Here is a 24,072-nt window from a genome sequence, read left to right as displayed (position 1 = left end):
GGGTCTGATGGCTGAGGTCAACGGCTGCTGCCGGCTTCGCCGACGCTTTCACCGTCCCGGCAAAACCCCCGCCGGGCTTTTAAGGCCAGCCCGCGTAGCGGTCTGAAACTTCCCTTCTGACGCTCCTCTGCATTCCGGCCAGCCCTTGCGCGGAGGGCTGGTCGTAGCACCGCCGGTTCAGGCAGAAAGGGGTGAAGTGCACGCCGCCAAAAACTTTTCGCCAGGGGCCGCAAAAACTTTTTGTCGTCGCCCCTTTATGCCCTCACTTCGTCGTTGCTCCTTTGCCCTTTGCCGCGAAAGGCCAGACCGGAAAGAAGAAACCCGCGTCAGAGAAGGGCTTTTCAGGCACCGCGCGGCGGTCAGCCGGATCATTAATTTCAGACAGGAGCACATCATGACTTCAACCCAGACGGGCACCACCACCGAAATGCGCTGCGTAGCGGCGCTGGGCGACGGCGCATTTTCGCGCGAGCAGGCCACTCACGTCACGGCCGCTTTCAGCAATGTTTTCATTGAGGACGATCAGGGCAGCCACTTTCGCCTGGTCGTGCGCGAGCCGTCAGGCGCGCTTATCTGGCGCTCGTTTGATTTTGAACATGATGCGGGCTACTGGCTGCGCAGGTACATCAACAGCCAGGGCGTGCGCCAGTCCCTGCGTGGCCAGCTGACGGCGCTGACCGACCTGAATGACGTCGCGATCACGCTCACCCAGCGCCGGGAGTTTATGGCCCATATCCTGAACAACCTGGCCGGGGCCGTGGCGCAGCGGGTGCCGGAAAATCAGGTGATGCTTCCGGCTGACGAGTCAGAAGTGTGGAAAGAAGCAGGGCGCATCGCGCTGGCGCACTTCGGGCTTCAGGGGGAAAAAGCATTCCTGAAGGCGAGCCAGTGGCTGACCGCTGAGCTGGAGCAGGGCAGTAACGTACAGGCGTAAAAAAAGCAGGGTAGCCCCTGCTTCTCTCACGGCGGCCAGTCCCACCTGGCTGCCTTATCAAAACCAAATCCTCAGGAGAGTTTTATGATTTTTGACCCGCAAATCGTCGCACACGCACTGCGTTTTGTAAATGCTCTGCGCAATGGCCAGCTGGCGCACGTGCCCGCTATGCCCTTTGCCCTGTGGCAGCAGTTTATGACCACCGTCAACAACCTGATGGAGGCGCAGCCATGAGCATCGCAACGCCCCTGAATTTACCTTTCGCGCTGGCACCCGTGACGCAGAACGACATCATCCGCGTGCTGGGCGAATACACATTTATCCGCCTGGATAACGGCGACGAAGCGTTTTATCACCACGGCAACTGGATCACCGGCGCGGACGCGAGCTGCGGTGAGCCTTCCGTATTAGGGCTGGCGCAGAGCATGGCGCGCGCGGGGTGCAAGTCCCTGCGCTCCGTCGAACTGCCTGTCCCGGATGATAAGGAGTGGAGCTGGGACGACGTGGTGACGCAGCTGGTACGCGCGTCATTTACGCGTCAGGTGCGCGGCGAACTGACCGTAACAGTAACTGAAAATACCCGACACGGTCGCGGCGTTCACGTGTGCTCCGATCCGCTGCTGAGCGGGATAGACAATAACCTCTGGTTTCCGCTGAACGAGGAGGAAGACTGGCACGCAGGCATCGAGCGCGTGCTGACCATGAACGGCGTGGCGGAGAACGTGGTGCGGCTGGAGCCACTGCGTGAGGGTTCCGAATACACCGATTTAAAGGTGATTTATAACCGGAAAATCTGCGCCTGATGCGCAGAGGGGCCGGAGAGAAACCGGCCTCATGACGTTGTTTTTCCGTCCCGTTTTGAGCGTCACAGCATTACAGAGGTCTTCACAATGAAATCCGAATCCATCAACTCACTGACCGCTTCACCTTCATACGAAACGTTCACCATCCTTGACTTACAGGCGCTGTCACAGCGGGCAGAAGCTTCTGAAGAGGTGAACGACAACGCCCGCCGGGTCAGCCTGGCGGCATCCGCCCTGCTAAATTTCGCGGAGCAGACGGGGATCGAAGACAGCAACGAACCCGCAGAAACGGCCGTCACCGATCTTCTGACGGACATTATGCACTTGTGCGCGCACATCTGGCCGGTTGATGGTGCCATCACATTTGTGAGCGTGCTCAATACCGCACGGATGCACTTCGCTGCGGAATCCGATGAACATGCACAGTGGGACGAAATGAAATGAATATGACCATCACAGATATTACGGAAGGCATGAACAGTTCGCACGAAGGCTATGCGGATCTGGTTGCAGACTCTGTTTCCTTCAGCCTCGGCCGCCCGCTGACAAATGAGGAATACACGCAAATCTACAACATCACAGAACGCGCAATTTATGATGCGGTTCAGAAGCTGGAAAACAGCGAAAGTGTGGATGACAAACCGCTCACGCAAGAGCAGTTCAACGACCTTGCTGACTACATCTGTCGCTGGGGCGTATTCACCGGACCGGGAGGCATTCAGGGGCATGAGTTTCAGGCACTGACCGTCATTGATGAGCCAACCGAGGAACCGGAAGGGCGTAAAATTTACGTCGGTGTTCGCTACCCGTTAGCGGTGTATGACTTTGACATTGGCTTCACGGTTCTGCGCTCCTGAAAAGAAAAATAACATTCCGTGAGCGGGCAATAAATCGAGCCTGTTCACGGAACCAAGCGAAATCAAAATCACACAATATCGGGAGCCGTCATTAAGACGGTCTGCACAAATGACTTCATTAAATGCTGTTCAAAGTAAGCCAAATGAACCGGAAATCTGTCGCTGCGCGGTTATCAGTAATGCGCACATGATGCAGAGTGATTCTGAGATTCTGGACTCACTGTCACCCAGGGTGAGCGGTGAAGAGGGTGCCTGTCACTGGATACATCCCACGCGATACGGTTTTCTGATCCGCCTTTCAGCAAGTTCGGACGCGATTGGGATACTCAGGGGGGCAGGGCTGTCGGATGACTTCTGTCACGTTGTCACCTTTCTGTCTGAAAAGCGAAAGGCTTCGATGATTCACTTTGACGCTGATGCTGACCTACTTGATGGATTTAGCGTCCACAACTGGTAAAAAAAATCCGGCAGGCGCGAATCAAACCCGCCGGACATTTTCATGATGCAGGCTGGTTGCCCTGCGGCATGGTTTTCTGCTGTACTGCTTCCGCCTTACGCGGAGCACGCTTTTTCTTACCACTTCCCTCGTTTACCACAGCGGAAATTGCCTTTTCACTGAAACGGAATTCCATGGCATCCAGCGCCGACTTGATATCCGAAACCGTGTAACCCTTCTCTTTCGCCAGCACCAGAATGGTGTCCTTAAGATTTTCCAGCGCTGCCTCTCTCGTGATGCGCTGCGGCGTCAAATCCGGGAGATTTTCCAGATTCCTTCGCGCCTCATCCAGCTGCTCCTGTGTGAAAACATTACGTACCGCCATCTCATATCTCCCTTCGCAATGGTAAAGACCCGATTTTGCTGGATTTTTACCACCATTTCCACCCCCATCACCTCACATGACGCTGGTTTACTTCTGAGCAGCTAAGTGGCAAAATACGCACAGTAAATTAAAAGACGGGACAGGAAATGTTTTGTGACCACCGCCAGCACGCTGGCAGTGATTCCCAAAACGACCTGCTCAGGGCTCCGCCCCGAGACCCGGGTAATGTGCCAAGGTTGAGTTATGTCGAAAAGCGAAAAGCGTCAGAGGGAAAAACTGGTCAAGTGCCGCTGCACAGAGGCGGAGTACGAGGCCATCAACAAGAAAGCCGTCGCCGCCGGACTGACGACTTCTGAGTACCTGCGCCGTACGGCACTGAATCGCCGCATTACCGTGCGCACCGACATTCGCATGATGAACGAGCTGCTGCGTCTGGGTGGCCTGCAGAAACACCTGTACACCCAGATGCAGGCAAACATGACCACCGAACTGAGCCACCAGTTTTCCGAGGTGCTGACCAGCATCAAGCACGCCATTAACGCGCTGGACATGACGCCAGTACCGGTCGAGGACATGAAAGACTGATGAACGTGATCATCCCGCCAAAGCGTCGCGATAAGAAGACCAGCTTTAAGAAGCTGGTCAGCTACGTGAGCACGCGCGAGGAAAAGAAACCGGTTGAAGCCGTCACGCACGAAGCGGGACATACTGCCGGTAATGAGCACGTCGCCACGCCGGGATTTGGTCAGCTGGTTGATTACGTCGGACGTAAGCGCGCCGCACCTGTAACAGAAATCGTCAGCATTTCACCCGAGGGCATTCAGCGCGTGCTCTCCGGTGAAGTGCTGTGTGAAACCAATTGCTTCTCACTGGATACCGCCGCGTCAGAAATGAACCTGACGGCCTCGGAAAACCGCCACTGCAAAGATGCGGTGTATCACTTTATTCTGTCCTGGCAGGACGATGAAGACCCGTCACCCGATGCTGTATTCCGCTCCGTGCGCTACAGCCTCAAGCAGCTGGGTATGGAAGAACATCAGTACGTGGCCGCCATCCACCGCGATACGGATAATATCCACTGTCACGTGTCGGCTAACCGCGTTCACCCGACCACGTTCCGAGCGCAGAACATGTGGAACGACGCCGACGAGCTGCAGAAGTGCTGCCGCGTGCTGGAGCGCGAGTTCGGCTTTAAAGTCGATAACGGCAGCTGGCATATGGATGCGTATGGTGATCTTCACCGTACCCGTCGTGATATGCCTTCTGCTCCGCGCGGCGCAGCTAAGCGTGAAATCTTCTCTGATAAAGAAAGCCTGCATGGCTATGCGGTTCGCGAAACCCGCCAGATGCTGAATGACTTTGCAGAACAGGATTGTCTGGACTGGCCGCTGGTCCACAACGTGCTGTACACGCGCGGACTTGGCCTGCGCGAGCAGCAGGGTGGGCTCGCTGTCTACGATCTTCTGAACCCGGAAGGCGTCAGCGTGAAAGCGTCTGACGTACATCCTGCTATCAGCCATGCGTCCATGGTTAAGCGCTGGGGTAATTATCAAGCGGCACCTCCTGCATCCGATCCTGACAATCATGAAGCCGGGATACTGGTCGTTGATAAATTCTATATGCCGCAGCTCCACGTTCGCGATCAGGAGGCACGTCGTGAACGCAGAGAAGCCCGTGCTATTGCGCGCGATATCCTGCGTGCTCGCTATGACGCGTATCGCAGTGGCTGGGAAAAACCAGACCTGCGCGCAGGTGAGCGGTTCCGGCAGATTGCCTCGCACTGCGTGGTGGCCAAAGCCCACGTCCGCGAAAGCGTGAGGGATCCGCTGATGCGCAAGCTGATGTACCGCGTGGCTGAATTTGAAAAGATGAAGGCCATGGCCGAACTGCGCCTGCAGCTGCGTGAGGAGCGTCAGGCTCTCAAAGAGACCGGGGAAGGTCGTCCGCTGAGCTGGAAGTCATGGGTAGAACGTGAAGCGGTGAAAGGTGATGCGGCTGCACTCAGTCAGATGCGTGGCTGGGCTTACCGTGAGAAACGTGCTGCCCGTCAGCAGAGAAATGCGTGGCCGGAACCTAACGCCGTTATTCATTATGGCCCGGGTGATGATGTGCCAACGTTTAAATCGAGCGAACATGAGACGCGACTGCTGCGTGACGGAACGGTCAGCTACCTGCGCGACGGTAAACCCGCCGTCACCGACTTTGGTGACAGAGTTGAAGTCTACCCTGCACCTGACAGCAAATCGGATCGTTTCAATAATGACCTTGCGGCTGAGCTGACTGCCTGGCGCAGTGGAGACAATACGATTCTGAGCGGCGAACAAAAGGCCGTTAACCGCGTCCTGTACTCGGGCGTGGTGAGAAACATCAATAAAGATAACGGGCGTGTATTTAAGGTGAGCGATCCTAAGCTGATGGCCAGCGTACATGCGACGGAAGAAAGTCTGCGCAATCGTGATGTTCAGCCGGAACTGAAACAGGCTGAACCTCACCACCGGTACGATGAAAATGTGCGTCCTGTTTACAGAGATTTACCACGACCATGAGGAGATTAACAGAAGAGACATAAGCCAAACGTGAGTATTTAGTCGCTGATTGCACAGGGTTCGAGGCCTGTACAACCAGCTAACCATAACAACCTATCAGGGAGGCTGCCATGGCTGCCGTGGATCCTATTGTATATGCACAATTGTGCAAGCTTTTTCCAGAGCTAACTCTGTTACAAGTCACCGATACTTGTTTGTATTCTGCCGGCGCGACATATAAAGAGACCGGTGAGCTACGAGGGGTGTCTGCTGAAACCATAAAAAAATCGCTTGAAGCTGCACGTAAGCGTTTAGAAATAAGCAATCTACAATCACTAAGGTTGATTTTCCTAAGCAGGGTTTTTTTGAGTTTTAAGTTATCCCTTCCTCATCTCGCAAAAGACAACTCCAGGCTATCTAATGCCCATCTCTCCGAGGTAGATAATTTCATTTCTCTTCTACCTGAGCTTTCACTGAAACAGGCTAAGTGTGTCTATCAATTTGCTAAAGGCATTCCAGCTGATATAGCTGCTGAAAGACTCGACTCGACTCCTGATGAAATAATGAAAATGATGGAAACTGTTCTCAGCCGACTGCAGATTTGCTCCTTGAATGCCCTTAGAGTATTTATCTTCAGCAAGCTCCTTATTAATTTGGCTTTAGAGTAGTTTCATTCATTCGTACCAAAAATATTAGAGTTAATTACGAATTTTTTTCAATCAGTAGCACCCCTCACAAGGGGTGCTTACCTAAAAAACTTATATTTATATTGTTGATATATATGAGTTTTACATTTTTTTTATTTTCACTCCCGATGTCTACTACCTGTCACAGGTAGTTTCCATTCCAGGACAAATCCTATTTAATGGCGGTCACTTACTTAATGCTTACATAACGCATACACGGAGTTGACATGGCAGCCCCCAAAAACCACAAAGGCATCGCAATCATGCTGTACATGTCTACGGAACTTAACGAGAAGCTTTCCGCTTCGGCCAAGAAATCCGGCCGAGCGAAAGTGACAGAAGCGCTGTTTCGTCTTGAAGACCATCTTAATTTGTTCGAATCGATTGCCACACCAGGGCAACGTTTTCCTGCCGGAACCGGCAGCAAAGACTAATAGATAATCTGAGCCGGCACATTAATTGTCGGCACTCATTTCTGATGAATTATGCGCATCCGCGCAGGGCTTCTTTTTGCCCGAAAACCGCCTCCGCTCTTTAACAATGTGCCCGAAACCCTGATCTCAAGGTCCTCTCTTGCCGGCATGCAGCGTTGGTGCGCGGAAGACGTCCGGAGGCTATGTCATGGCCAGAATCACATCAGGGGAACCCACAGAATTATGGGGCAGGTTATAAACGACTGAGGCAGGCATTTCAGGTCGCTTATTTCACTGACGGGCACAACTCAAAGTCGGAATGTCGGGTAGTACGTCCATATCCCAACGAATCAGTTCGATACACCTTTTCTGGATTCACCTGCGGGATTCGCGGTGCCGGTTTCCGGAAATTCAGTTTCCGGAGTGTATTAGCGTTGCGCACACGCGCAGCAGCGAACGGGTTGTTAACCAGTTTCATATTTATTCTCCCTGCGAATCAGTTCGACGTAGCCACTGCAGGCCCCGGGGCGATCCGTCGGGCCCCCTGCAACTGGTGATGATTAGCCCTTCAGTCAACTGAAGGCGCGAACGGGTTTCCCTGCCGTAATACGCCACATACGCAAAGATGACGCAGAGCAGTCTGTGCGGGCTCACTCCTTCGGGAGTGGGTCAGCCCGGTGCGGTTCTGGCCGAGCTGATATTACATAACAGGCATCTGTGAGATGCGGGACGTATTCAGAGGACAATCAGGGGATAACATGAACCTTACAAAACGAAAACGGGAAGCGCTGCGTGAGCAGTTCAGAGGGCGCTGCGCCTTCTGTGGCAGCAAGTTGCCTGCCCGCGAGTGGCATGCAGAATTTATTGGCGAGGACTATGTGCAGGGTGGCATTGCGCCAGTGTGCAAGGAATGCCGCGCCGCCAAGGGCAATGCCTCGCCGGAAGCGTTTCGTGCGCTGCTGGCCGAACAGGTGGAGCGAGCACGGCGTCACAGCGCTAATTTTCGCACAGCGGAACGGTTCGGACTCTGCCGCGTCAAAGCCGAACCCGTAGTGTTCTGGTTTGAGCACTGCGCGTCATCTCCTGCCGTTTCATCCGCTCCGACTCTGATCACATCGCAGAACACCGCATCCGCCGCCTGACGGCGGGTTTTATTCTCCCGACTTTGCATGGATACCCATTATGAACCGTTCCTTTCTGGGGCGCGCCGCGCTGACGCTTGCTCTGATAACGGGCGTGGCCGGCTCAGCCCTGTCTTCCGATGCCGGTGGTGACTTCGGCGCCGCCTATGAACAGGTACTCGGCCGTTATGAAATCACCGCGCTGATATACAAGCCCACGCATCCTGACGCCATGAGCACCATTATCAGCGACATGCACTTAACGCCCCGGGGGGATGGTGAAGGTGGGAGCGCTCAGTACGTTCTGGATGCCACAGGGAAAGCGGATGTCATGAACGTTCTGCAGAAATATGGTGAGGTTCGACAACAGCTGCGAGCACGAGGGCCTCTGGGCGAAGACGACAGAGCGGGAGCGTTTTCTGCGTCGCCCGGGAAACAGTTCAGCGCCAGTCTTAAGGTTCGTTTTATTCCTTCCATCAGGCAACTTCCACCCGCGCTGATCGTTGATTACTCGATTAAAGCCGGCCTTGAGCGCCCTCTGCTCGGTGGTGGGGTAGCCGATGAGCGTGGCCTGCTGCGTTATGCCAGCGGGGGGAGTGTGCTCCTGCCTGACAAAGGCGCTCTTATGACCGTCAATGAGACGACGAACGGATTCCTTATCTGGATTATCAGCGCTAACTGACCCTGAGCGCGTCCCCGTCGGGCATCTTTAATCCGAACTGTCTCAACGCAAAGCGCACTCACCCTGACCGATCAGTGCGCTTTTCGTTGTGGCGGACCTGCGGCCAGCGCACGCGGTCAGACTGACATCGTCTTATTACTCATTAATGCGATGCGACAAGTCTAAGTCATGCCGCTCTGGCGTCTGTCAGTCTGGCCAGAGCACCGCGAAGCACCCGGCGCCACGACACCCCTTCTGACCGGCAGGTTCGCCTGCCTTCCCGCACGGTTTTTGCCGGTCCGGCTCCGGCCGCCGCAGAGACGGTGCAGCCCTGAGTTATCCGGAGTTCTCTCTATGTCATTTACCGAACGGGCAGGGCTGATACCGGTCCTGCTGCTGACCGGCTGCGCGCAGCCAGCGGTTTACACCGGGCCGCCTTCCGGGAGCGTGATCGACAGCATGCTCTCGCGCAGCGCGGCCGACATCAGCGCCATGCAGTACCGGGTGCATCAGGCCGGGCCCTCGGCGCAGCGTCCGGTTGCGCCCGCCGCTAAACCCGTCCAACCCCTTACGGCGGGCACCACCGGCGCTTCCGCGCTGACGGTGAAGCCCGCGTCTTCCCCTCCGGCCTCCGCGCCGGGCGCCGGACCGACCGATGGCTTTATCCGGCAGGACGGTGCGGCCCCCACGCTGCGCGCAGCCCTGCGCAAAATTGTGCCGCCCGGGCAGACCGTGGTGTTTGATAAGGCGGTCTCCGCCGACGCGCCGGAGCTGTGGCGCTGGACGGGCAACGATCGCTGGCAGTACGTCGCCGACAAGATGCTTTCGGCGCGCGGTCTCAAAGCCACCCTGAACGATAAGACCCACACTGTCACCGTGGCGCCTGCGCAGCATGCTCAGGCATTGCAGGGGGCAGGGAAGCCTGCCGTGCCTCTGCTACCGGCTGCGTCCTCTGTGAAAACGACGTCCGCCGGCAGCGTTAAAAGCGAGGCGCCGGGTTCCACCGGACGTAACCCGTTCGGCGGGAACCATGCGGCTGCGGGAAGCGGGGCGCCGGTCATCCCGGTTAAGACGGTGAAGGCTCCTCCGCCGCTGCGCATCTGGAAAATTGAGCGGGGCACCACCCTGCGACAGGGCTATGAGCAGTGGGTGTCACAGGAAATCTGTGGGTCGGATAAGCCGAAGTGGACGGTCCGCTGGGACACGGGGACGAACTACCCCATCGATTACACCCTGACTTTCCATGCCGCAAACTTTGAGGATGCGACGGCGCAGCTGTTTACCCTCTGGCATTCCGCACAGGTTCCTCTGTTTGTCAGCGGCTACCGCCAGCAGTGTCTGGTTGTTATCAGCGACGCGCCACCGGGAACGGCTTCAGCGGCCTCAAACCCGATGGATAAGGAGACGCGCTGATGCTCAGGAAGACACCTCAATTCCCCCTGAGCGCGGAGGCATTCACCTCACGCAGGGCGTTTATCCGGCTCATCATGACGCTGCTTGCCGACACCGGTGAGCAAAGCAATGACGATCGGCTGACGCGCGCGCTGCGCCTGTTCTTCTCAAAGCATGGCGCTTACTGCGGCGGATATCTGCTTTCCGAGCTCAGCAGAGTGACGTGGCTCTGGGAAATGGATAGGGCTGACGCAAAGGATGAAGAGACCGGTGAGCTTTTTGTGGAAATCGACGTCAGGGATAACGACCTTATCGACCTCACGGTTATCCTCAGCCTGCCGGATGCGTGCGTGACCTACCATCCGGTTATCTTTGACGATCGTTTTACCGGCCGTGAGCGTGCGGTCTACCTCAACGTTCAGCCGCTTTCCACCTTCAGAGGCACGCGGTCTGCTATCGCTGCCGCTTCATGTTAAAGGCCCGGCGCCTTTAGTACGGCAAAGCGTCACGTCGTGACGTGCCTTTTCTGCACCTAACCCATCAGGGTCTCCTGCTGCCGCCTGGCGCCGATCCTGACCGTCATCTGCAACAGGAATAACCATGTTTAGAAAATCCACGATCGGCGTGCTGATTTGCAGCACGCTGCTGCAGGGCTGCGCCCTGGAGCGCATTAACGATGTCCACCGTTCGGCCGGAAATACCGCTGATGACGCCTCTGCTCTCATCCGGCAGGCCGCTGAAAACCGTCCGGTGGTGCAGTTTCAGAACAGCCAGTACGTCAGCCCCGTGCCGCTGCCGGTCGCGAAGTACAACGCGCCCCGCGAGGTGGTGAACTGCAACATGCCTTACCGGGCCATTAAACCCCAGGATATCTGGCAGTTCAGCCAGGACATCGCAACGGTCTGCCACATCCGCACGCGCGTCACGCCGGATGCAGCGGCCGTGCTGGGCGGAGGCGGGGGACAGACCGGCTCGCCGACACAGCGTCTGACCAGCGTGCCGTCGCCCGCGCTTCCGACCGCCGGCGACATGCGTCCGCTGGACTCGTTCGGCCCGGGCACCACGGCCAGCGCAGCGGCACTGGCGGGCGGCACCTCGCGCACATTTTCAGGCGTGACCTACACAGGCAACCTCGGTGGCCTGCTGGATATCGTGACCGCCCGCCTCGGTATTTCCTGGAAATTCGAAGACGGCATGGTGACGTTTTTCTATCTGCAGACGGCGCGCTTCGATATCGAGCCGTCAGATGCGAAATACACGCTCACCGGCTCCGTGATGAGCGGCGTGTCGAACAGCAGCAGCTCGGACAGCGGCTCGGGTTCCGGCAGCTCCGGCTCCAGCTCCAGCGGCGGCGTGTCGGGCGAAAGCGGTACCAGCCTGAAGTCAGACGTCTCCATGGCCAATAACCTCTACGACGACCTGAAATCCACGGCAGAAAGCATGCTGACACCGGGCGTGGGGCGTCTGGACATGAACAAAACGACCGGGACCGTTGTCGTCACCGACGTGCCGGAGGTGGTCCGCCGTATCGGCGACTATCTGACCTCCGAAAACAAGGCGCTGAGCCGGCAGGTCAACCTGAAGGTGGTGATTTACACCGTGAATACCGAAACGAGTGATGCGATCGGCATTGACTGGAACGTCATCTATAAAACGCTGGCGGGCAAGTACGGCATTAACCTGGCGGGGCCGTCCGGGACCGTGGCCGATGCGGGCTCGCTGAGCTTCTCCGTGCTGGATACGGCGACCGGCGCGGCGCGTCAGTTCGCGGGTTCTTCGTTCCTGTTTGACGCACTGTCCAAGCAGGCGCGGGTGGCGGACGTGCGCACAATCCCGCTGATGACCACCAACATGGCCTCCGCCTCGGTGGTGGTGGGACGTCAGATAGCCTACCTCAAGAGCGTGGCCACGACGGTGTATTCATCGGGCAGCACTACGCTGCCATCGCAGACGCTCACCCCGGGCTCCGTGACGACCGGGACCAACATCACGATCTTCCCGAAAATTCTCGACGGTGGCGACCGCATGATGCTGAACATGTTCCTGAACATCTCCAGCCTCATCCAGCTGCGTGAAATCAGCTCTGACACTGAGAAGCTGGAGGCGCCTGAAGTGGACTCCCGCTCCGTTCCGCAGCGCGTCTGGCTGAAACCCGGCCAGACCGTGGTTATCAGCGGGCTGGAGCAGAACGTGGCCACATCAAACCGTCAGGGGCAACTTTCGCCGGACAATCAGGTTACCGGCGGGCAGCGCTCCGGGGACAAGACCCGTCAGTCCTTCGTCATTACCGTCACGCCTTACATCCGGTGAATGCCATGAAGAGAAACAGGAAACGTCCGGCGCCCGCGCCGGATTCCGGTGATATCCGCGTGCTGACCATCAATCAAAGGCGGTTCGTGATAGGGCTGACCTGGCAGACCATCCGCGCCCAGCGCAATCCCATGAAGGAGATACGCCGCGTCGGGAAAGAGCAGGGGCTGGACCTCGTGGCCGTCAGGCGCAGCGACAGCATTCAGGCCGGGTTCGCACCGAGAACGCGGCTTCGCCTGCGTGGCACCTACTCGCTGACGGTGGCGCTGGCTTCGCTGCTGGAAGGCTGCTGTATTGCCGTGGTGCCGCTGGGTGAAAGCCCGGAAGGCATTACTCAGTACACGCTGGTCGGTAAAACCGAACGCGGCGGGATCCACGTCTGGTCCGACAAGGTCTATGCGGCGGACCAGCTGCGCCAGAAGCTTATTGACCTGCGCGACGAGCTGCGGGGCAGTAAGGGCAATCTGGAGGTGCCGGTTTACGGCGACCCGGAGGTTGATGGCGTCACCGCGCCGCTCGACCTGGATACCGTGCTGGCGTCAAAAAACCTCAGCAAAGAGTTCCGCCTGCGGCCGCTGACGTGGGGCATGACGCGGGGGCAGCTGATGGCGGCCGCAGCGGTGACCGCGCTGGCGCTGGCCGGGCTGGCTTTCTGGCTGCACGTGGAGGGCGAACGTGAAGCCGCCGCCCGCGTCGCGCTGCAGCGTGAGATGGCCCGGCAGGCAGAGCTCAATAAGCAGGCGCGCTACAAGGCGGCGCTGGACAGCTTCCGTCACCCGTGGACGGAGCAGCCTTCGGTGGGCTCCTTTGTCGGACAGTGTCAGCAGGTGCTGGACCGCGTGCCGCTCTCAATAGCGGGCTGGATGACCGTGACGGTGGTCTGCTCACAGGGTGACGTCAGCGTGCAGTCCATCCGGCGAACCAACTCAGCGGCCACCACGGCTGACTACGTTGCCGCGGTGAAGAAGCTGTTCGGCGTCGCGCCTGTGTTCAGCTTTGCCGACAGCAGCCAGACGTCATTCACGCTGCCGCAGACGCAGAAGCCGGAAGGGGATGACCCGATGGTGCCGGCTGATGAGAGGCTGATGCAGTTCATCTCCCGGTTCCAGTCGCTGAACATCGATCTGGCCGTGTCGGCGGTGCCGATTAAAGACGTAAAGCAGAACAGCGAAGGGGAAGACCTGCCTCTGCAGCAATGGCAGGAGTACCAGTTCTCTGCTGAAACCGACGTCCCGCCGCGCGACATCTTTGCCGGCGCCGGCTTCACCGGCATCCGCCTATCGCAGGTCACGGTGGGCATCAACACCTCCGACGGTTCAATCCGTTACAAAATCTCAGGATCGCTCTATGGAAAACGTTAAGTATGCAGCGCTGATGCTGCTGGTCTGCGGTCTGGCGCACGCGGAAGCGGACGTCAGAACGGTAGGCGATATTGACCGTCTCCAGAGCGGCCGCGTGTTTTACGACGCGCAGGCCGCCTACAACAAGGCAAAAATGGCGGCGGGGCAGGCTGACACCGTTGCCGTGCCGGTCACCGCCCCCGCGGTGCCCGGCGGCCCTCCGGGCACGCCGGCAGCAACCGCACCGGCCAGCACGCTGCCTGTGCTTGAAAAGGTCGCGGGGTCGGTGGCCACGCTCAGCTTCCGGGACGGCAGCAGCACGCAGGTGCGTCCGGGCGACAGCGTGAACGGCGGCTATACCGTGGTGTCCGTCTCAATGCGCGGCGTGGTGATTAAACGCCAGCCTGACGGTCACGTCTTCACCCTTAACTGAGGCCGACGTCATGATGAACCTGAGTGAAAAAACGCACACCCTGCTGCCGCTGGCCCCGCCTCCCGGCGCCCGCGCGTATTCCGCTACGCTGCGGGACAGCCTGCGGCTTATCCGCGACGATCAGAACCAGTATCACTGCCTGTATGTGCTGAGCGAGCTGGGCGGCAATACGGAGTTTTATGAGCTGAAAGAGCAGCTGCGCAGTCAGGGCCTTGAAACGGGTGTGACCTGGTGTGACCGCGAGGAGCTGGAAAAAATAACCCAGCAGTTCAGCGACGGCGGCCGCGACAGCGTGGAGGGAACCAGCGACTTTCAGAACCTGAACCTCACCCTGGTCGCCGAAGCCACGAAAATGCGCGGATCCGATATCCACATCCGCATTGAGCACAAGTTTACCCGCGTGCTCTATCGCATTGACGGCAACCTGCGCAGGATACGGACCGAGTCCGCGGAGTGGGGCACCCGCCTGGTGAATGCCCTGTACAACTCCATGTGCGAGGAGCACAGCAAAACCACGCTGAGCTTTACCGAGTCCTGTGACGCCCGCGTGCGCGAAGAGTTCGTGAACGGCTACGGGCTCAGCACTATCCGCTTTGCCAGCCGTCCCGGCGGGCAGGGGCGTCTGGCCGTTGCGCTGCGCCTCGTCAGCCGCCGCAAGCAGAGCCTGCACTTTGAGCAGCTGGGGCTGACGCCGGCAGAAGAGACCACGCTGCGCCGGCTGCTGAACGGATCCGGCGGCACCTTCTTCAGCGGGCCCACCGGACATGGTAAGTCGACGGTCTGTCAGGTTTCCGCAGAGTTTCTGGCCCGTGAAGACCCGGGTGAAAACATCATGTCGGTGGAAGACCCCATCGAATCGCCGATTGAGGGCGTCTTTCAGACGCCGCTGGGCATGCAGACCTTTGCCGAAGCCATCAGAAACCTGCTGCGTATGGACCCGGACCGTATCTACAACGGTGAGGTGCGTGACGCGGGTACGGCCAATGGCGTCATTGAGGCCATTCAGACCGGTGCCCCTGTACTGACAACCATTCACACCAACTCTCCGGCAGATATCCCGCAGCGCCTGCGACGCTTTGGGGTAGACGAGGACCTGCTGTTTGACCCGACCATCGTGTCCGGGCTGGTTGGTCTCCGGCTGGTTCCGCTGCTCTGCAGCCACTGCAAAATCCCCTGGCACAAAGGGCGCGAGAGCGTCAGCCCGGTGATGGTGGACATGGTGGAGACGCACGCGGATATCTCTGGCGTGTATCTGCGCAATCCGGGCGGCTGCAGCCACTGCGGCGAGTCAGGGATCCACGGGCGCACCGGGATATTTGAGGTCACTGAGACAGATAACCGCTACATGCGCCTTTACAGCGAGCGGGGCAAAATGGCCGCTTACCTGGACTGGATTAACCGAGGGGGCATCACGCTCTGTCAGAACCTGCTGCGGCTGATTAACAGCGGCGTAGCGGACCCGGTGTGGACACATCGACGCATCATCAACCTCGACCGGGACACCCGGCTGAAGGCGGGGGAAGACCTGTGAACCGATTCACGCGCGCGCTCTATCAGGCCACGTTCAGTGCGCAGGACCGCATTGAAATCTATGATGACTTCCGTCAGTACCTGCTGGACGGACGCTCTGCGAAGGAAACCTATCAGAAGCTCATCGATAACTACAGCCGGCGCGGGAAAAATCCCGGCGACGCCGTGGCGCAGATACTGACCGAATGCGCCGAGAACCTTGGCGGCGGGTTTGGGCTCGGCGACTCGCTGCGCGAGTGGATACCGGACCAGGAGCTCAGCATTATTGAGTCGTGCGATCTGGCCGGCAGCCCGGAAGACGGTTTTCTGAATGCCATCAGTATCGCAAAGGGGACCGGGCGTCTGAGCAGCGCGGTGAAAACCACGGTCGGGATGACCACCTACCTGACGCTGCTGAGCGTGAGCGTCATCGTGCTGTTCTGCATGATGCTGGTACCGGTCATTCTGCAGGCGGTTCCGCTCAGCCAGTGGAACAGCATGCAGACGGCGGTTTACTACTTTTACCTGCTGATCAGGGACTGGTGGTGGGCGCTGTTGCTCGCGACCGGGGGCTTCGTGACGGCCGTTGTCTGGTCGCTGCCGCGCCTGACCGGGCGGCTGCGCTTTTTTCTGGATCGCTTTCCGCCCTGGTCCGTTTACCAGCGCATCCACGGCGCGGCTTTTATCATGAACGTCAACGCCATGGACGCGGCGGGCATCCCGATGGAGCGTGCCATAGCCAGCATGAAAGACTCAACCCGTTCAGCCTGGCTTTATGAGCGGCTTGACGCGCTGGAGCACGCCATCTCTGCGGGCGAGGAGAACCTCGGCCAGGCGCTGGATGCTACCGAATACGGCTTTCCCGGTGAACGGGCCATCATCAAGCTGCAGAGCCTGTTTGAAACCAAAAACAGTGAAGGGTCGCTTAAGCGCTTTGCAGACACCTGGCTTGAAAGCACCGTCAGCAGCGTTGAGCGCACCGGTGACCGCATGCGTATCGTCAGCCTGCTGCTGTGCGGAGTGATGGTGGCCGCGCTGATGCTCATCATGTTCGGCCTCATCCAGAAAGCCTTTTTCTTCAACTGAGCGGACCGCCGGTCCGCTTCTCTGTCCCGTTAACTTTCCGAAACTGTCGTGCGGCCTTTGCCGCGCGGCGTCCATCCGTATGTCTCCTTAAAGGTGATGAAATGAAGACGTTAAAAAAGGGTATTGCGAACATTACTGACTCCATCAGTTCGCTTGGCATCATGATTGTGGTTATCGGCCTGGTGGTGGCCGCCGGGGCGCTGGCCTATTTCTACGTAAACAGCACGAGCGAGGTCACGCTCGTGACCACCGTCATGAACGAAACGCGCAACCTCCGATCATCCAGCGGTTACGGCACCGATGATTACGTGCCGGCGCTGGTGAAAGGCGGGAGCATTTCAAAAAGCTACACCATCACCAACAACCTGATTTACAACAAATCGGGTGGCCAGCTGACCGTTAAAGGCAACGGGGTGGGCTTCATCGTGACCGACGCGGGCCTGCCGCAGCGTGACTGCGTGAAGGTTGCGCGCAGCATCGGCACCGCTGACCTCTCCTCCACCAAAATCAATAACACGACGTTCACCGCCGAAGTCACCGCGGCCAATGCCGCGGCTGCCTGCGTGGACGGTGATAACACGCTGACCTTTACCACCAAGTCTTAACGACCTGCCGCCGCTCTGCGGCGGCTCTTATCCGGAACGACTATGACCGCCACAGTGCTCAGTGAGAGCGATTTTATCGATCTCTACCTCGGTGAAGACTACGCCGAAATTAAAGGACTGGTTGGCGCCTCCCGCTTACTGATACCCGTACCGGATGCGCTGATCGCCGATGCGCAGGCGCTGCGCACGCTCTGTGAGCAACGACATCAGGAAACGGGGCGCAATGAGTTCTCCTGCTTTTATGACGGACGCCTTTATCGTGTCACGCTTTCACGCGATCTGATGGGACGGACCAGTATGGTCCTGCGACAGACCCCGGCCAGCCTGTTCGACTTTATGGATATTCCGCTCAGTACGCCGCTGCGCAAATCCGTGGAACATCCGGGCGCGACGGGGCTGGTGCTGATTGCCGGTGAAATGGGCGCGGGTAAAACCACGACCGCGGCAGCCACCCTGAGCCACCGGATAGCAGTGACCGGGCACCTTGGCGTCTCCATTGAGGATCCCGCCGAAACCCTGCTGCAGGGGCGTCACGGTGACGGGCGCTGTATCCAGCTGGAGGTGGGTGAAAACGAAGGCTATGCCAGCGCGACGCGCAAGGCCTACCGCATGGGCGCGTCAGCGTTTCTGCTCGGCGAAATCCGCGACGGCGCCACGGCGCACGAAGTGCTTAAAGCCTCACTCAGCATGTTTGTGGTGTCGACCATCCACGGTGCGACGCTGAAGGAAGCGCTGGAGCGTTACGTGATGTTCTGTGAAGAAGTCAGCCCGAATGCGCGGGCGAACGTGGCCAGTACCCTGTACGTTCTGGCGCACCAGAAGATGCGCCTGAACCCTGCCAGCAACAGGCGTCAGGTGGACATCAGCGGCTTTAACCTGCGGCATGCAAGTTCCGCCGCCACCATCCGGTCCAAGATTGCCGCCGGCCAGTTCAACTTTGACGATCAGTTTGATTCCATTTCCTATGACTTTAAGGACTAAACCGTGAACAAGATGAAGCGGGGCATTGCGCAGATTACGGATGCGACGGTGGCATACGGGGTAGTGGCCGCCATTGTGGTGACGCTGCTGATACCGCTTGCCCTGTGGGCAGCGGAAGAGTACCGGATGAACGTGGCGGCAGGACAGGCCATGACGGTACAGAAGGCGGTGAATCGATACATTGCCGATCAGCAGGCCACCATCGCCGCCGGCAGCAGCGCCTCAGCGGGCTATACGCTGACGGTGCCGATGCTCATCACGGCGGGTTATCTGCCTGACGGATACGCCCCTACCAATGCCTACACGGCAACCTATCGCACGCTGATTTTTCAGCCGGCGACGAATAAATTCCATACCATGACGTTCCTCACCGGTGGCTCAGCGCTGTCTCTGAGCGACGCCCGCAAGCTGGCAAATCATATTGGCGCAGAAGGCGGCTACATTGAGAACGGCGTGGCCAAAGGGGCGATGGGGAGCTGGCAGGAAAACCTGTCCGCGTTTGGCGGTTATAACCCGGGCGACGGCAGCGTAGTGATTGCCGGCTTCTACTCCAACGGCGCGCTGGTTAACGACTATCTGTACCGTCACAGCGTGGCAGGGCATCCCGAGCTCAATACCATGGGCACCACGCTGAACATGGGCAGCAACGACATCAGCAGCGCCAAAACCATCGGTACTCAGACGCTGAACGCCTCTGCTGACGTGAATACCGCGCGCCTGACCGCGACGCAGAGCATTCAGTCGAACGGGACCATCAATGCGAACGGGAACATAACTTCCAGCAACAGTATCGCAGCGTCAGGGAACGTCACAGCTAATGGGAGCATGACGGCGAATGGCAATATTACGGCTGGTAATGACGTGACGGCGAATGGCACGCTGCGGGCCAGTCACGATGCGATTATCGGCGGCATTATCAAGCTGCAGCAGGTTAACACTGCCGGCACATCCTGCGATACCTGGGGCTCTGTAAGCCGCGACAGCGCAGGCGCCATACTTTCCTGCCAATCCGGTGTGTGGAAGCAAACGTCCTCATCGCCTACAACGCAAATCAGATCGGCGGCAGCCGCCAAAACAGTTTCCGTTGACTGCGCTTCAGACGAGGTGCTCGTGGGCGGCGGTGCCGGGTGTAACTCCGGCTCTGATGAGCGCCTGAAATGGAGCCAGCCAACCGGCAATGGATGGGCTGCAGCATGCCCAAATACAACCGTTACTGCCTATGCTATCTGTGCGCATAGATAGTCACTGGTATGTATATACGGTGAAAGCACCCGGTGAGCATCCCTGGCTTGGCAGGGGATTTGAAACGATCGAATAACTGGTATAGGCAGGCACCTGAAATGAAATCGTTCCTGATTTAGCCCAGGCCGGGTTGTTGTCAGACGCAGACGCTGCGCCTACTCCTCCTGCAGAAGCACTGAGCGCCCAGGTGTTCGTGCAGCCCTGCCCATCACCAAGGTCTTTGTACACAACTGAATTGCCGCCAACTGCATACACGGTGACGGTGGCATTACCTGAGTTATATCCGTTGTACTGAGAAGTGAAGCTGCCGACCCATGCATAACGCCCGTTGTTTTTCGGACCGTTCCACACACCGGATTGGCAGGCTAATTAGCAGCGCAGAAAACGGGCACCTGCCAGTTTTGTGTGTAACCGCCACTACAGGCCTGTCCAAGGGTATTCCATGATGACCAATCGCCATCATGATTCACTCTGCCGACTTCCAATGGCCAGTTACCACCACAACTATTAGCACACACTCTTGTCGAGCCGCCCTCGGCCTTTTTCCACACACCGGATTGGCAGTGATGTCAGGATGAATTGTGGTATCGTCCCCCCCTTTTGGGGGGGTATATGGCAGTCAGACAACGCATAAGAAAAATGGCCTTATCAAAGGCGCTCGATAAATACTGTCGCGTTGTGTCCGTGCACAAGCGGGGACACCTGCAGGAGTTTTATCGCATCAATGTGCTGAAACGCTCAGCGCTGGCCGAAAAGAACATGGATGAAATCACTTCCGTCGACATTGCCACCTACCGGGACGGGAGGCTGGCAACGATCAGCGACAGGACAGGCCGCACGGTTAGCGCCAATACGGTACGGCTGGAGATGGCGCTGCTCTCGGCGCTGTATAATCTGGCGCGTATCGAGTGGGGCACCTGCACGCATAATCCGGTTGAGCACGTTCGCAAGCCGCAGGCCTCCTCCGGGCGTACGCGCCGGCTGACCTCTGTTGAGGAGCGCCGGATCCGGCGTGCGTTACGGACCCGCAATGCCGAACTGTCGGTGATTTTCACGCTCGCGCTAGAAACGGCCATGCGTCAGGGGGAGATTCTGGCATTGCGCTGGGAGCACGTGGATCTGAACCTGGGCATCGCTCACCTGCCGATGACGAAAAACGGCACCGCCCGCGACGTTCCGCTGTCGTATAAGGCCCGTCAGGCGCTACGCGAATGTACGGGCGCGCTTTCCGGTCCGGTTTTCAGCTACACCTCTAACGGTTTCAAAAGCGCCTGGCGCAGCATACTTTCCGGGCTCGAAATCGAAGACCTGCACTTCCACGATCTGCGGCATGAAGCCGTCAGCCGGCTGTTTGAGCTGGGCACGCTGAACGTAATGGAAGTGGCTGCGATTTCCGGACATAAAAGCCTGAATATGCTGAAGCGGTACACTCACCTGCGCGCCACTCAACTGGTCAGCAAGCTTGACGTCAGACGGCGTCAGGCGCAGAAGTTTGCGGCGCTCTTCGTGCCTTATCCTGCAGAACTGTGTGAGGAGGGCGGCGCCGTTACGGTGAGTTTTGCTGACCTCGAACATCTGACCCTCCCGGCGCCCACGCGGGAAGAAGCACTCATTAATGCGGCTACGGATCTGCTCCGGATACAGGCCCGGGCAGCCTGCGCGGGCAAGCGTCTGCCTCCGCCCGGTGCGGTGCAGGCCAACGATACCCGGAGGGTCTTAATCAGACCGCTCTGACGCCCGGAACTATTTCACGCATTCTGCCTTGCGCGGGGCTTCGTCCTCCTGCGGGTTAACGCCTGTCCGCTCCCCCCGGTCAGGCTCCATCACCTCACCCCGGAACACATATGCGATCTTCCGTTTTCTTCGCAGCCATGCTGCTGGCGGTAGCCACTTCCTGCCTGATGTTCATCAACCTAACCGCCCGCGACAACGTGGACCGCGTGACGCAGGGCCAGCAGGCGGGCCAGTTTCTCCAGTACGTCTCTGCATTTAACGACCTCTGGACGAGCAGCACTCCAGCCGACGGGGATGCTGCCGCGCGGATAACCCTGCCCGACTGGCTGCCCCGCAGCAGCACGATTCAGCTGCGCATCAGCGGCGGTGCGGGGTATGTCTTTATGCCTGCCAGCCCGGGAGTTTATGCCCAGCTGATGACAGACACCGAAAACAGTTCGCACTTTGGCCTGAGCGATGCGGCCGGTATCAACACGCCGTCCGGACGGCTTGCCCGGCCTGACTTTATTCCGGCCGGCTATGTGGTTTACGTGAGGTAATGCAATGCTGATTATTCCCGCTGTACTGATTTTCTCATTGATGCTCGCCTTCAACCTGCCGGCGCTCTATGCCGGTGCCCGCATTGCTGCCGAAGCCTCTGCGGCGGAAACGCAGGTTTATCCTGACGTGGCGCCCATCCGGCCGCTGCTGGCGATCGTGATGCTCTGCGGTGGCGTGTTCCCCGCCTGGCTGATGACGCACAACCCGGCCTTTGTCCTGTTCGTACTGCTGCTGGCCAGCGCCGCCTATATCGACTGCGTGACACAGTGGGTGCCCGACCTGATCATTTTCCTGCTCTCCTGGCTGGCGCTGTCCACGCTGCTGCCGGGCGGCTCTGATGCCATCCCCGCCCTGACGGGTGCCGCCGTCATGCTGCTGCCGGCGCTGCTGCTGAATCTCATCACCTGGATGCGGTCACAGCCGCCGGCACTGGCCTCCGGTGACCTGTACGTGCTGCCGGCCATTGGCGCCTGGCTGACCCCGACCTGGTCGGGCGCGTGTCTGGCCATGAGCCTGGTGCTGACCGCGATAGCGGGCCGGTTCGTACGCGGCGTGCCGTTTATCACCGTGCTTTATCCGGTCTTCGTGGCGGTGTCGCTATGTGGCGCGCTGTGATGATTTGCCTGCTGCTGATCGTGGCAGGCGTGACGGATGCGGCGAAAGTGCCGCCGGAGGCCGCACGCTGCTTTCGTGAGGCGGGCGTACGTTTCAGCGTTGACTGGCGGCTGCTGCAGGCCATCGCCGAAGTTGAAAGCGGACTGAACCCCGGCGCCATCGGGCTCAACAAAAAGAACGGCCGGGTGCTGAGCGAAGACCTCGGTATGATGCAAATCAACTCCTCCTGGCTGCCGGTGTTAAGCCCGATGGGCATAACCCGTGACGTGCTGCTCGGCAACGCCTGCCAGAACATTCACGTCGGCGCCTGGATACTGGCCAAAAACATCGCGCAGAACGGGGTGAACTGGACGTCAGTCGGGGCCTATAACGCCGGTTTTAAAAACGCGAACGAGCCGTTTCGCATGCGCTACGCCCGCAAGGTATATGCGCGCTATATCGAACTCACAGGAAACTGAATCATGCAGAAAGTAACGTTAAAGCGGGCGGGCATAGCAGCCAGCGTATTTTTTCTCGGCTGGTATTGCGCGGTGGGCTATCTGAGCTGGCAGTATGACGTTGACTTCTCACCCTGGCAGAAGGACGAGGCGTCCGTGCTACCCCTGACGCAGGCAATCTTCAGGCATCAATGTACCCGTGAGAACCAAACGTTAACTCGCGAAGCCGTCAAAGGCGATAAGGCTTTCGATGCTTTTAGCGCGGCGTGGTTCGGCTGCCTTTCCGACCGTTCTGACGCACTCATGCACAGTCTGTCGCTGGCCGTCACCGGATACAGTGACCTGAGCTGCAGGATGAAGGCCGAAAGTGAAGGGCGCCCTGATGATGCCTGCAAAAAGGCGCTCGATGAGCGGATACTGATGCACCGTGCGCTCAAAGAATTGCCTGCTGAATAACTACCCCTCCTGATGTCATAGCCACAGGCCCGGCTGCCCGGTGCCGGAGATTTCACCCATGCGAATCACCCACTTCTGGCGCACGCTGCTGTTGCTGGCGGCCGCGCTGTTTTTCTCCGCCACCGCACAGGCCTACTGCTTCCGCGAGGCCGGCGCCCGCTATCACGTGTCACCGCAGCTCCTGCGCGCCATCGCGCAGGTGGAAAGCGGCATGAACCCACACGCGGTCGGCTACAACCGCGACCGGCAGGGGCGCGTGACCAGCCGGGATTTCGGGCTGATGCAGATCAACTCCACGCACCTGGCAAAGCTCAAAGCCATGGGCGTTATCAGCGATGAACGCGACCTCCTGACGCAGCCCTGCCTTAACGTGCAGACGGGCGCCTGGATCCTCGCGCAGCACCTGCAGGTCTGCGGCCTGACCTGGCAGTGCCTCGGCAGCTACAACGCCGGATTTGCGGACGGCAATCAGGCCCGCCGCATGCTGTATGCGCGAAAAGTCTATTCCATCTGGCTGGCCAGCCGCTGAACGGCGCCGCCTGCTCACCCTTCTGAAGACCGGCAACCCCCG

28 protein-coding genes and 1 pseudogene are annotated in these 24,072 nt (G+C 58.7%); 28 read left to right on the top strand and 1 reads right to left on the bottom strand.

The window, feature by feature from the left end; all coding sequences use genetic code 11:
• Window positions 1–394: 394 nt before the first annotated feature.
• The 6 genes and pseudogenes from QMZ30_RS25850 to QMZ30_RS25950 all read left to right on the top strand — a co-directional run.
• A pseudogene (locus tag QMZ30_RS25850) lies at window positions 395–646 on the top strand (DUF905 family protein); the annotation flags it as partial.
• A gap of 372 nt (window positions 647–1,018) precedes the next feature.
• Complete coding sequence (locus QMZ30_RS22565; RefSeq protein WP_283228981.1) at window positions 1,019–1,168, top strand: succinate dehydrogenase flavoprotein subunit; 150 nt, start codon at window positions 1,019–1,021, stop codon at window positions 1,166–1,168.
• Window positions 1,165–1,737 (top strand): hypothetical protein, encoded by a 573-nt coding sequence (locus QMZ30_RS22560; RefSeq protein ID WP_283228980.1) that lies wholly within the window; start codon window positions 1,165–1,167, stop codon window positions 1,735–1,737. Before QMZ30_RS22565 ends, QMZ30_RS22560 begins: the two co-directional genes overlap by 4 nt.
• A gap of 87 nt (window positions 1,738–1,824) precedes the next feature.
• Window positions 1,825–2,181, top strand: coding sequence for a hypothetical protein (locus tag QMZ30_RS22555; RefSeq protein ID WP_283228979.1), 357 nt, complete (start codon window positions 1,825–1,827; stop codon window positions 2,179–2,181).
• A 2-nt stretch (window positions 2,182–2,183) separates the two neighbouring features.
• Complete coding sequence (locus QMZ30_RS22550) at window positions 2,184–2,594, top strand: hypothetical protein (protein ID WP_283225704.1); 411 nt, start codon at window positions 2,184–2,186, stop codon at window positions 2,592–2,594.
• A 109-nt stretch (window positions 2,595–2,703) separates the two neighbouring features.
• Window positions 2,704–3,051, top strand: a complete 348-nt coding sequence (locus QMZ30_RS25950) for a DUF5983 family protein (protein WP_502921494.1) — start codon at window positions 2,704–2,706, stop codon at window positions 3,049–3,051.
• A gap of 40 nt (window positions 3,052–3,091) precedes the next feature.
• Here QMZ30_RS25950 and QMZ30_RS22545 read toward each other — a convergent pair whose 3' ends face one another.
• Window positions 3,092–3,415, bottom strand: a complete 324-nt coding sequence (locus QMZ30_RS22545) for a hypothetical protein (protein WP_283225703.1) — start codon at window positions 3,413–3,415, stop codon at window positions 3,092–3,094.
• A 243-nt stretch (window positions 3,416–3,658) separates the two neighbouring features.
• Between QMZ30_RS22545 and mobA the strand changes: the two genes are divergently transcribed.
• The 22 genes from mobA (at window position 3,659) to QMZ30_RS22435 (ending at window position 24,030) form a co-directional block, all read left to right on the top strand.
• The gene (gene mobA, locus QMZ30_RS22540; protein WP_283225702.1) at window positions 3,659–4,000 is read left to right on the top strand and encodes a plasmid mobilization protein MobA; all 342 of its coding nucleotides are present in this window, start codon (window positions 3,659–3,661) and stop codon (window positions 3,998–4,000) included.
• Window positions 4,000–5,961 carry a TraI/MobA(P) family conjugative relaxase gene (gene traI, locus QMZ30_RS22535; RefSeq protein WP_283228978.1) on the top strand — a complete coding sequence of 654 codons (1,962 nt, stop codon included), beginning with the start codon at window positions 4,000–4,002 and terminating at the stop codon, window positions 5,959–5,961. Before mobA ends, traI begins: the two co-directional genes overlap by 1 nt.
• 110 nt (window positions 5,962–6,071) lie before the next feature.
• Window positions 6,072–6,608: a helix-turn-helix transcriptional regulator gene (locus tag QMZ30_RS22530; protein WP_283225700.1), complete on the top strand. Its 537-nt coding sequence runs from the start codon at window positions 6,072–6,074 to the stop codon at window positions 6,606–6,608.
• 245 nt (window positions 6,609–6,853) lie between these two features.
• Window positions 6,854–7,060 (top strand): TraY domain-containing protein, encoded by a 207-nt coding sequence (locus QMZ30_RS22525; protein ID WP_024082722.1) that lies wholly within the window; start codon window positions 6,854–6,856, stop codon window positions 7,058–7,060.
• 737 nt (window positions 7,061–7,797) lie between these two features.
• A complete protein-coding gene (locus tag QMZ30_RS22520; protein WP_283225699.1) occupies window positions 7,798–8,181 on the top strand; it encodes an HNH endonuclease in 384 nt (127 codons plus the stop codon).
• Window positions 8,182–8,221: 40 nt separating this feature from the next.
• Complete coding sequence (locus QMZ30_RS22515; RefSeq protein WP_283225698.1) at window positions 8,222–8,842, top strand: hypothetical protein; 621 nt, start codon at window positions 8,222–8,224, stop codon at window positions 8,840–8,842.
• 333 nt (window positions 8,843–9,175) lie between these two features.
• Complete coding sequence (locus QMZ30_RS22510; RefSeq protein ID WP_282996919.1) at window positions 9,176–10,234, top strand: TcpQ domain-containing protein; 1,059 nt, start codon at window positions 9,176–9,178, stop codon at window positions 10,232–10,234.
• Window positions 10,234–10,689 carry a hypothetical protein gene (locus tag QMZ30_RS22505; RefSeq protein WP_282996918.1) on the top strand — a complete coding sequence of 152 codons (456 nt, stop codon included), beginning with the start codon at window positions 10,234–10,236 and terminating at the stop codon, window positions 10,687–10,689. The genes QMZ30_RS22510 and QMZ30_RS22505 overlap by 1 nt, the downstream gene beginning before the upstream one ends.
• Window positions 10,690–10,813: 124 nt before the next feature.
• The gene (gene pilN / locus QMZ30_RS22500; RefSeq protein WP_282996917.1) at window positions 10,814–12,523 is read left to right on the top strand and encodes a PilN family type IVB pilus formation outer membrane protein; all 1,710 of its coding nucleotides are present in this window, start codon (window positions 10,814–10,816) and stop codon (window positions 12,521–12,523) included.
• Window positions 12,524–12,528: 5 nt separating this feature from the next.
• Complete coding sequence (gene pilO2 / locus QMZ30_RS22495; protein ID WP_282996916.1) at window positions 12,529–13,884, top strand: type 4b pilus protein PilO2; 1,356 nt, start codon at window positions 12,529–12,531, stop codon at window positions 13,882–13,884.
• Window positions 13,871–14,296, top strand: coding sequence for a type IV pilus biogenesis protein PilP (pilP, locus tag QMZ30_RS22490; RefSeq protein WP_283225696.1), 426 nt, complete (start codon window positions 13,871–13,873; stop codon window positions 14,294–14,296). Before pilO2 ends, pilP begins: the two co-directional genes overlap by 14 nt.
• A 10-nt stretch (window positions 14,297–14,306) precedes the next feature.
• A complete protein-coding gene (locus QMZ30_RS22485; protein ID WP_283225695.1) occupies window positions 14,307–15,827 on the top strand; it encodes a GspE/PulE family protein in 1,521 nt (506 codons plus the stop codon).
• Window positions 15,824–16,891: a type II secretion system F family protein gene (locus QMZ30_RS22480; RefSeq protein ID WP_283216913.1), complete on the top strand. Its 1,068-nt coding sequence runs from the start codon at window positions 15,824–15,826 to the stop codon at window positions 16,889–16,891. The genes QMZ30_RS22485 and QMZ30_RS22480 overlap by 4 nt, the downstream gene beginning before the upstream one ends.
• Before the next feature lie 101 nt (window positions 16,892–16,992).
• The gene (locus QMZ30_RS22475) at window positions 16,993–17,496 is read left to right on the top strand and encodes a type 4 pilus major pilin (protein ID WP_282997040.1); all 504 of its coding nucleotides are present in this window, start codon (window positions 16,993–16,995) and stop codon (window positions 17,494–17,496) included.
• 42 nt (window positions 17,497–17,538) lie between these two features.
• On the top strand, window positions 17,539–18,477 hold the full coding sequence (locus tag QMZ30_RS22470; RefSeq protein WP_282997041.1) for an ATPase, T2SS/T4P/T4SS family: 939 nt from the start codon (window positions 17,539–17,541) through the stop codon (window positions 18,475–18,477).
• 12 nt (window positions 18,478–18,489) lie between these two features.
• Window positions 18,490–19,719: a shufflon system plasmid conjugative transfer pilus tip adhesin PilV gene (pilV, locus tag QMZ30_RS22465; protein ID WP_283228983.1), complete on the top strand. Its 1,230-nt coding sequence runs from the start codon at window positions 18,490–18,492 to the stop codon at window positions 19,717–19,719.
• 612 nt (window positions 19,720–20,331) lie between these two features.
• Window positions 20,332–21,453: a site-specific integrase gene (locus QMZ30_RS22460; RefSeq protein WP_282996719.1), complete on the top strand. Its 1,122-nt coding sequence runs from the start codon at window positions 20,332–20,334 to the stop codon at window positions 21,451–21,453.
• A 110-nt stretch (window positions 21,454–21,563) separates the two neighbouring features.
• Window positions 21,564–21,992 carry a type IV pilus biogenesis protein PilM gene (gene pilM / locus QMZ30_RS22455; RefSeq protein WP_282996718.1) on the top strand — a complete coding sequence of 143 codons (429 nt, stop codon included), beginning with the start codon at window positions 21,564–21,566 and terminating at the stop codon, window positions 21,990–21,992.
• 4 nt (window positions 21,993–21,996) lie between these two features.
• Entirely contained in the window at window positions 21,997–22,608 is a 612-nt protein-coding gene (locus tag QMZ30_RS22450) for a prepilin peptidase (protein WP_282996717.1), read from the top strand.
• Window positions 22,593–23,066 carry a lytic transglycosylase domain-containing protein gene (locus tag QMZ30_RS22445; protein WP_282996716.1) on the top strand — a complete coding sequence of 158 codons (474 nt, stop codon included), beginning with the start codon at window positions 22,593–22,595 and terminating at the stop codon, window positions 23,064–23,066. Before QMZ30_RS22450 ends, QMZ30_RS22445 begins: the two co-directional genes overlap by 16 nt.
• A 3-nt stretch (window positions 23,067–23,069) precedes the next feature.
• Window positions 23,070–23,501 carry a hypothetical protein gene (locus tag QMZ30_RS22440; protein ID WP_282996715.1) on the top strand — a complete coding sequence of 144 codons (432 nt, stop codon included), beginning with the start codon at window positions 23,070–23,072 and terminating at the stop codon, window positions 23,499–23,501.
• 58 nt (window positions 23,502–23,559) lie between these two features.
• Window positions 23,560–24,030, top strand: a complete 471-nt coding sequence (locus QMZ30_RS22435; RefSeq protein ID WP_282996714.1) for a lytic transglycosylase domain-containing protein — start codon at window positions 23,560–23,562, stop codon at window positions 24,028–24,030.
• Window positions 24,031–24,072 lie beyond the last annotated feature (42 nt).

It is taken from the genome of Pantoea sp. EA-12 (assembly GCF_030053355.1).
GTDB classification, from domain to species: domain Bacteria; phylum Pseudomonadota; class Gammaproteobacteria; order Enterobacterales; family Enterobacteriaceae; genus Pantoea; species Pantoea vagans_C.
The sequence above is the reverse complement of the archived record's forward strand: the minus strand, read 5'-3'. Positions and strand labels throughout refer to the sequence as shown.

Excerpts from the sequence above, each read along its gene's own strand:
- pilM (WP_282996718.1), top strand. The coding sequence starts at position 21,564 with ATGCGATCTTCCGTTTTCTTCGCAGCCATGCTGCTGGCGGTAGCCACT.
- pilO2 (WP_282996916.1), top strand. The coding sequence starts at position 12,529 with ATGAAGAGAAACAGGAAACGTCCGGCGCCCGCGCCGGATTCCGGTGAT.
- QMZ30_RS22560 (WP_283228980.1), top strand. The coding sequence starts at position 1,165 with ATGAGCATCGCAACGCCCCTGAATTTACCTTTCGCGCTGGCACCCGTG.
- QMZ30_RS22520 (WP_283225699.1), top strand. The coding sequence starts at position 7,798 with ATGAACCTTACAAAACGAAAACGGGAAGCGCTGCGTGAGCAGTTCAGA.
- QMZ30_RS22555 (WP_283228979.1), top strand. The coding sequence starts at position 1,825 with ATGAAATCCGAATCCATCAACTCACTGACCGCTTCACCTTCATACGAA.
- QMZ30_RS22545 (WP_283225703.1), bottom strand. The coding sequence starts at position 3,415 with ATGGCGGTACGTAATGTTTTCACACAGGAGCAGCTGGATGAGGCGCGA.
- QMZ30_RS22510 (WP_282996919.1), top strand. The coding sequence starts at position 9,176 with ATGTCATTTACCGAACGGGCAGGGCTGATACCGGTCCTGCTGCTGACC.
- pilP (WP_283225696.1), top strand. The coding sequence starts at position 13,871 with ATGGAAAACGTTAAGTATGCAGCGCTGATGCTGCTGGTCTGCGGTCTG.
- QMZ30_RS22460 (WP_282996719.1), top strand. The coding sequence starts at position 20,332 with ATGGCAGTCAGACAACGCATAAGAAAAATGGCCTTATCAAAGGCGCTC.
- QMZ30_RS25950 (WP_502921494.1), top strand. The coding sequence starts at position 2,704 with ATGACTTCATTAAATGCTGTTCAAAGTAAGCCAAATGAACCGGAAATC.
- QMZ30_RS22515 (WP_283225698.1), top strand. The coding sequence starts at position 8,222 with ATGAACCGTTCCTTTCTGGGGCGCGCCGCGCTGACGCTTGCTCTGATA.
- QMZ30_RS22525 (WP_024082722.1), top strand. The coding sequence starts at position 6,854 with ATGGCAGCCCCCAAAAACCACAAAGGCATCGCAATCATGCTGTACATG.
- QMZ30_RS22530 (WP_283225700.1), top strand. The coding sequence starts at position 6,072 with ATGGCTGCCGTGGATCCTATTGTATATGCACAATTGTGCAAGCTTTTT.
- QMZ30_RS22550 (WP_283225704.1), top strand. The coding sequence starts at position 2,184 with ATGACCATCACAGATATTACGGAAGGCATGAACAGTTCGCACGAAGGC.
- QMZ30_RS22470 (WP_282997041.1), top strand. The coding sequence starts at position 17,539 with ATGACCGCCACAGTGCTCAGTGAGAGCGATTTTATCGATCTCTACCTC.
- QMZ30_RS22440 (WP_282996715.1), top strand. The coding sequence starts at position 23,070 with ATGCAGAAAGTAACGTTAAAGCGGGCGGGCATAGCAGCCAGCGTATTT.
- mobA (WP_283225702.1), top strand. The coding sequence starts at position 3,659 with ATGTCGAAAAGCGAAAAGCGTCAGAGGGAAAAACTGGTCAAGTGCCGC.
- QMZ30_RS22565 (WP_283228981.1), top strand. The coding sequence starts at position 1,019 with ATGATTTTTGACCCGCAAATCGTCGCACACGCACTGCGTTTTGTAAAT.
- QMZ30_RS22485 (WP_283225695.1), top strand. The coding sequence starts at position 14,307 with ATGATGAACCTGAGTGAAAAAACGCACACCCTGCTGCCGCTGGCCCCG.
- pilN (WP_282996917.1), top strand. The coding sequence starts at position 10,814 with ATGTTTAGAAAATCCACGATCGGCGTGCTGATTTGCAGCACGCTGCTG.
- QMZ30_RS22505 (WP_282996918.1), top strand. The coding sequence starts at position 10,234 with ATGCTCAGGAAGACACCTCAATTCCCCCTGAGCGCGGAGGCATTCACC.
- QMZ30_RS22445 (WP_282996716.1), top strand. The coding sequence starts at position 22,593 with ATGTGGCGCGCTGTGATGATTTGCCTGCTGCTGATCGTGGCAGGCGTG.
- pilV (WP_283228983.1), top strand. The coding sequence starts at position 18,490 with ATGAAGCGGGGCATTGCGCAGATTACGGATGCGACGGTGGCATACGGG.
- QMZ30_RS22475 (WP_282997040.1), top strand. The coding sequence starts at position 16,993 with ATGAAGACGTTAAAAAAGGGTATTGCGAACATTACTGACTCCATCAGT.
- traI (WP_283228978.1), top strand. The coding sequence starts at position 4,000 with ATGAACGTGATCATCCCGCCAAAGCGTCGCGATAAGAAGACCAGCTTT.
- QMZ30_RS22450 (WP_282996717.1), top strand. The coding sequence starts at position 21,997 with ATGCTGATTATTCCCGCTGTACTGATTTTCTCATTGATGCTCGCCTTC.
- QMZ30_RS22435 (WP_282996714.1), top strand. The coding sequence starts at position 23,560 with ATGCGAATCACCCACTTCTGGCGCACGCTGCTGTTGCTGGCGGCCGCG.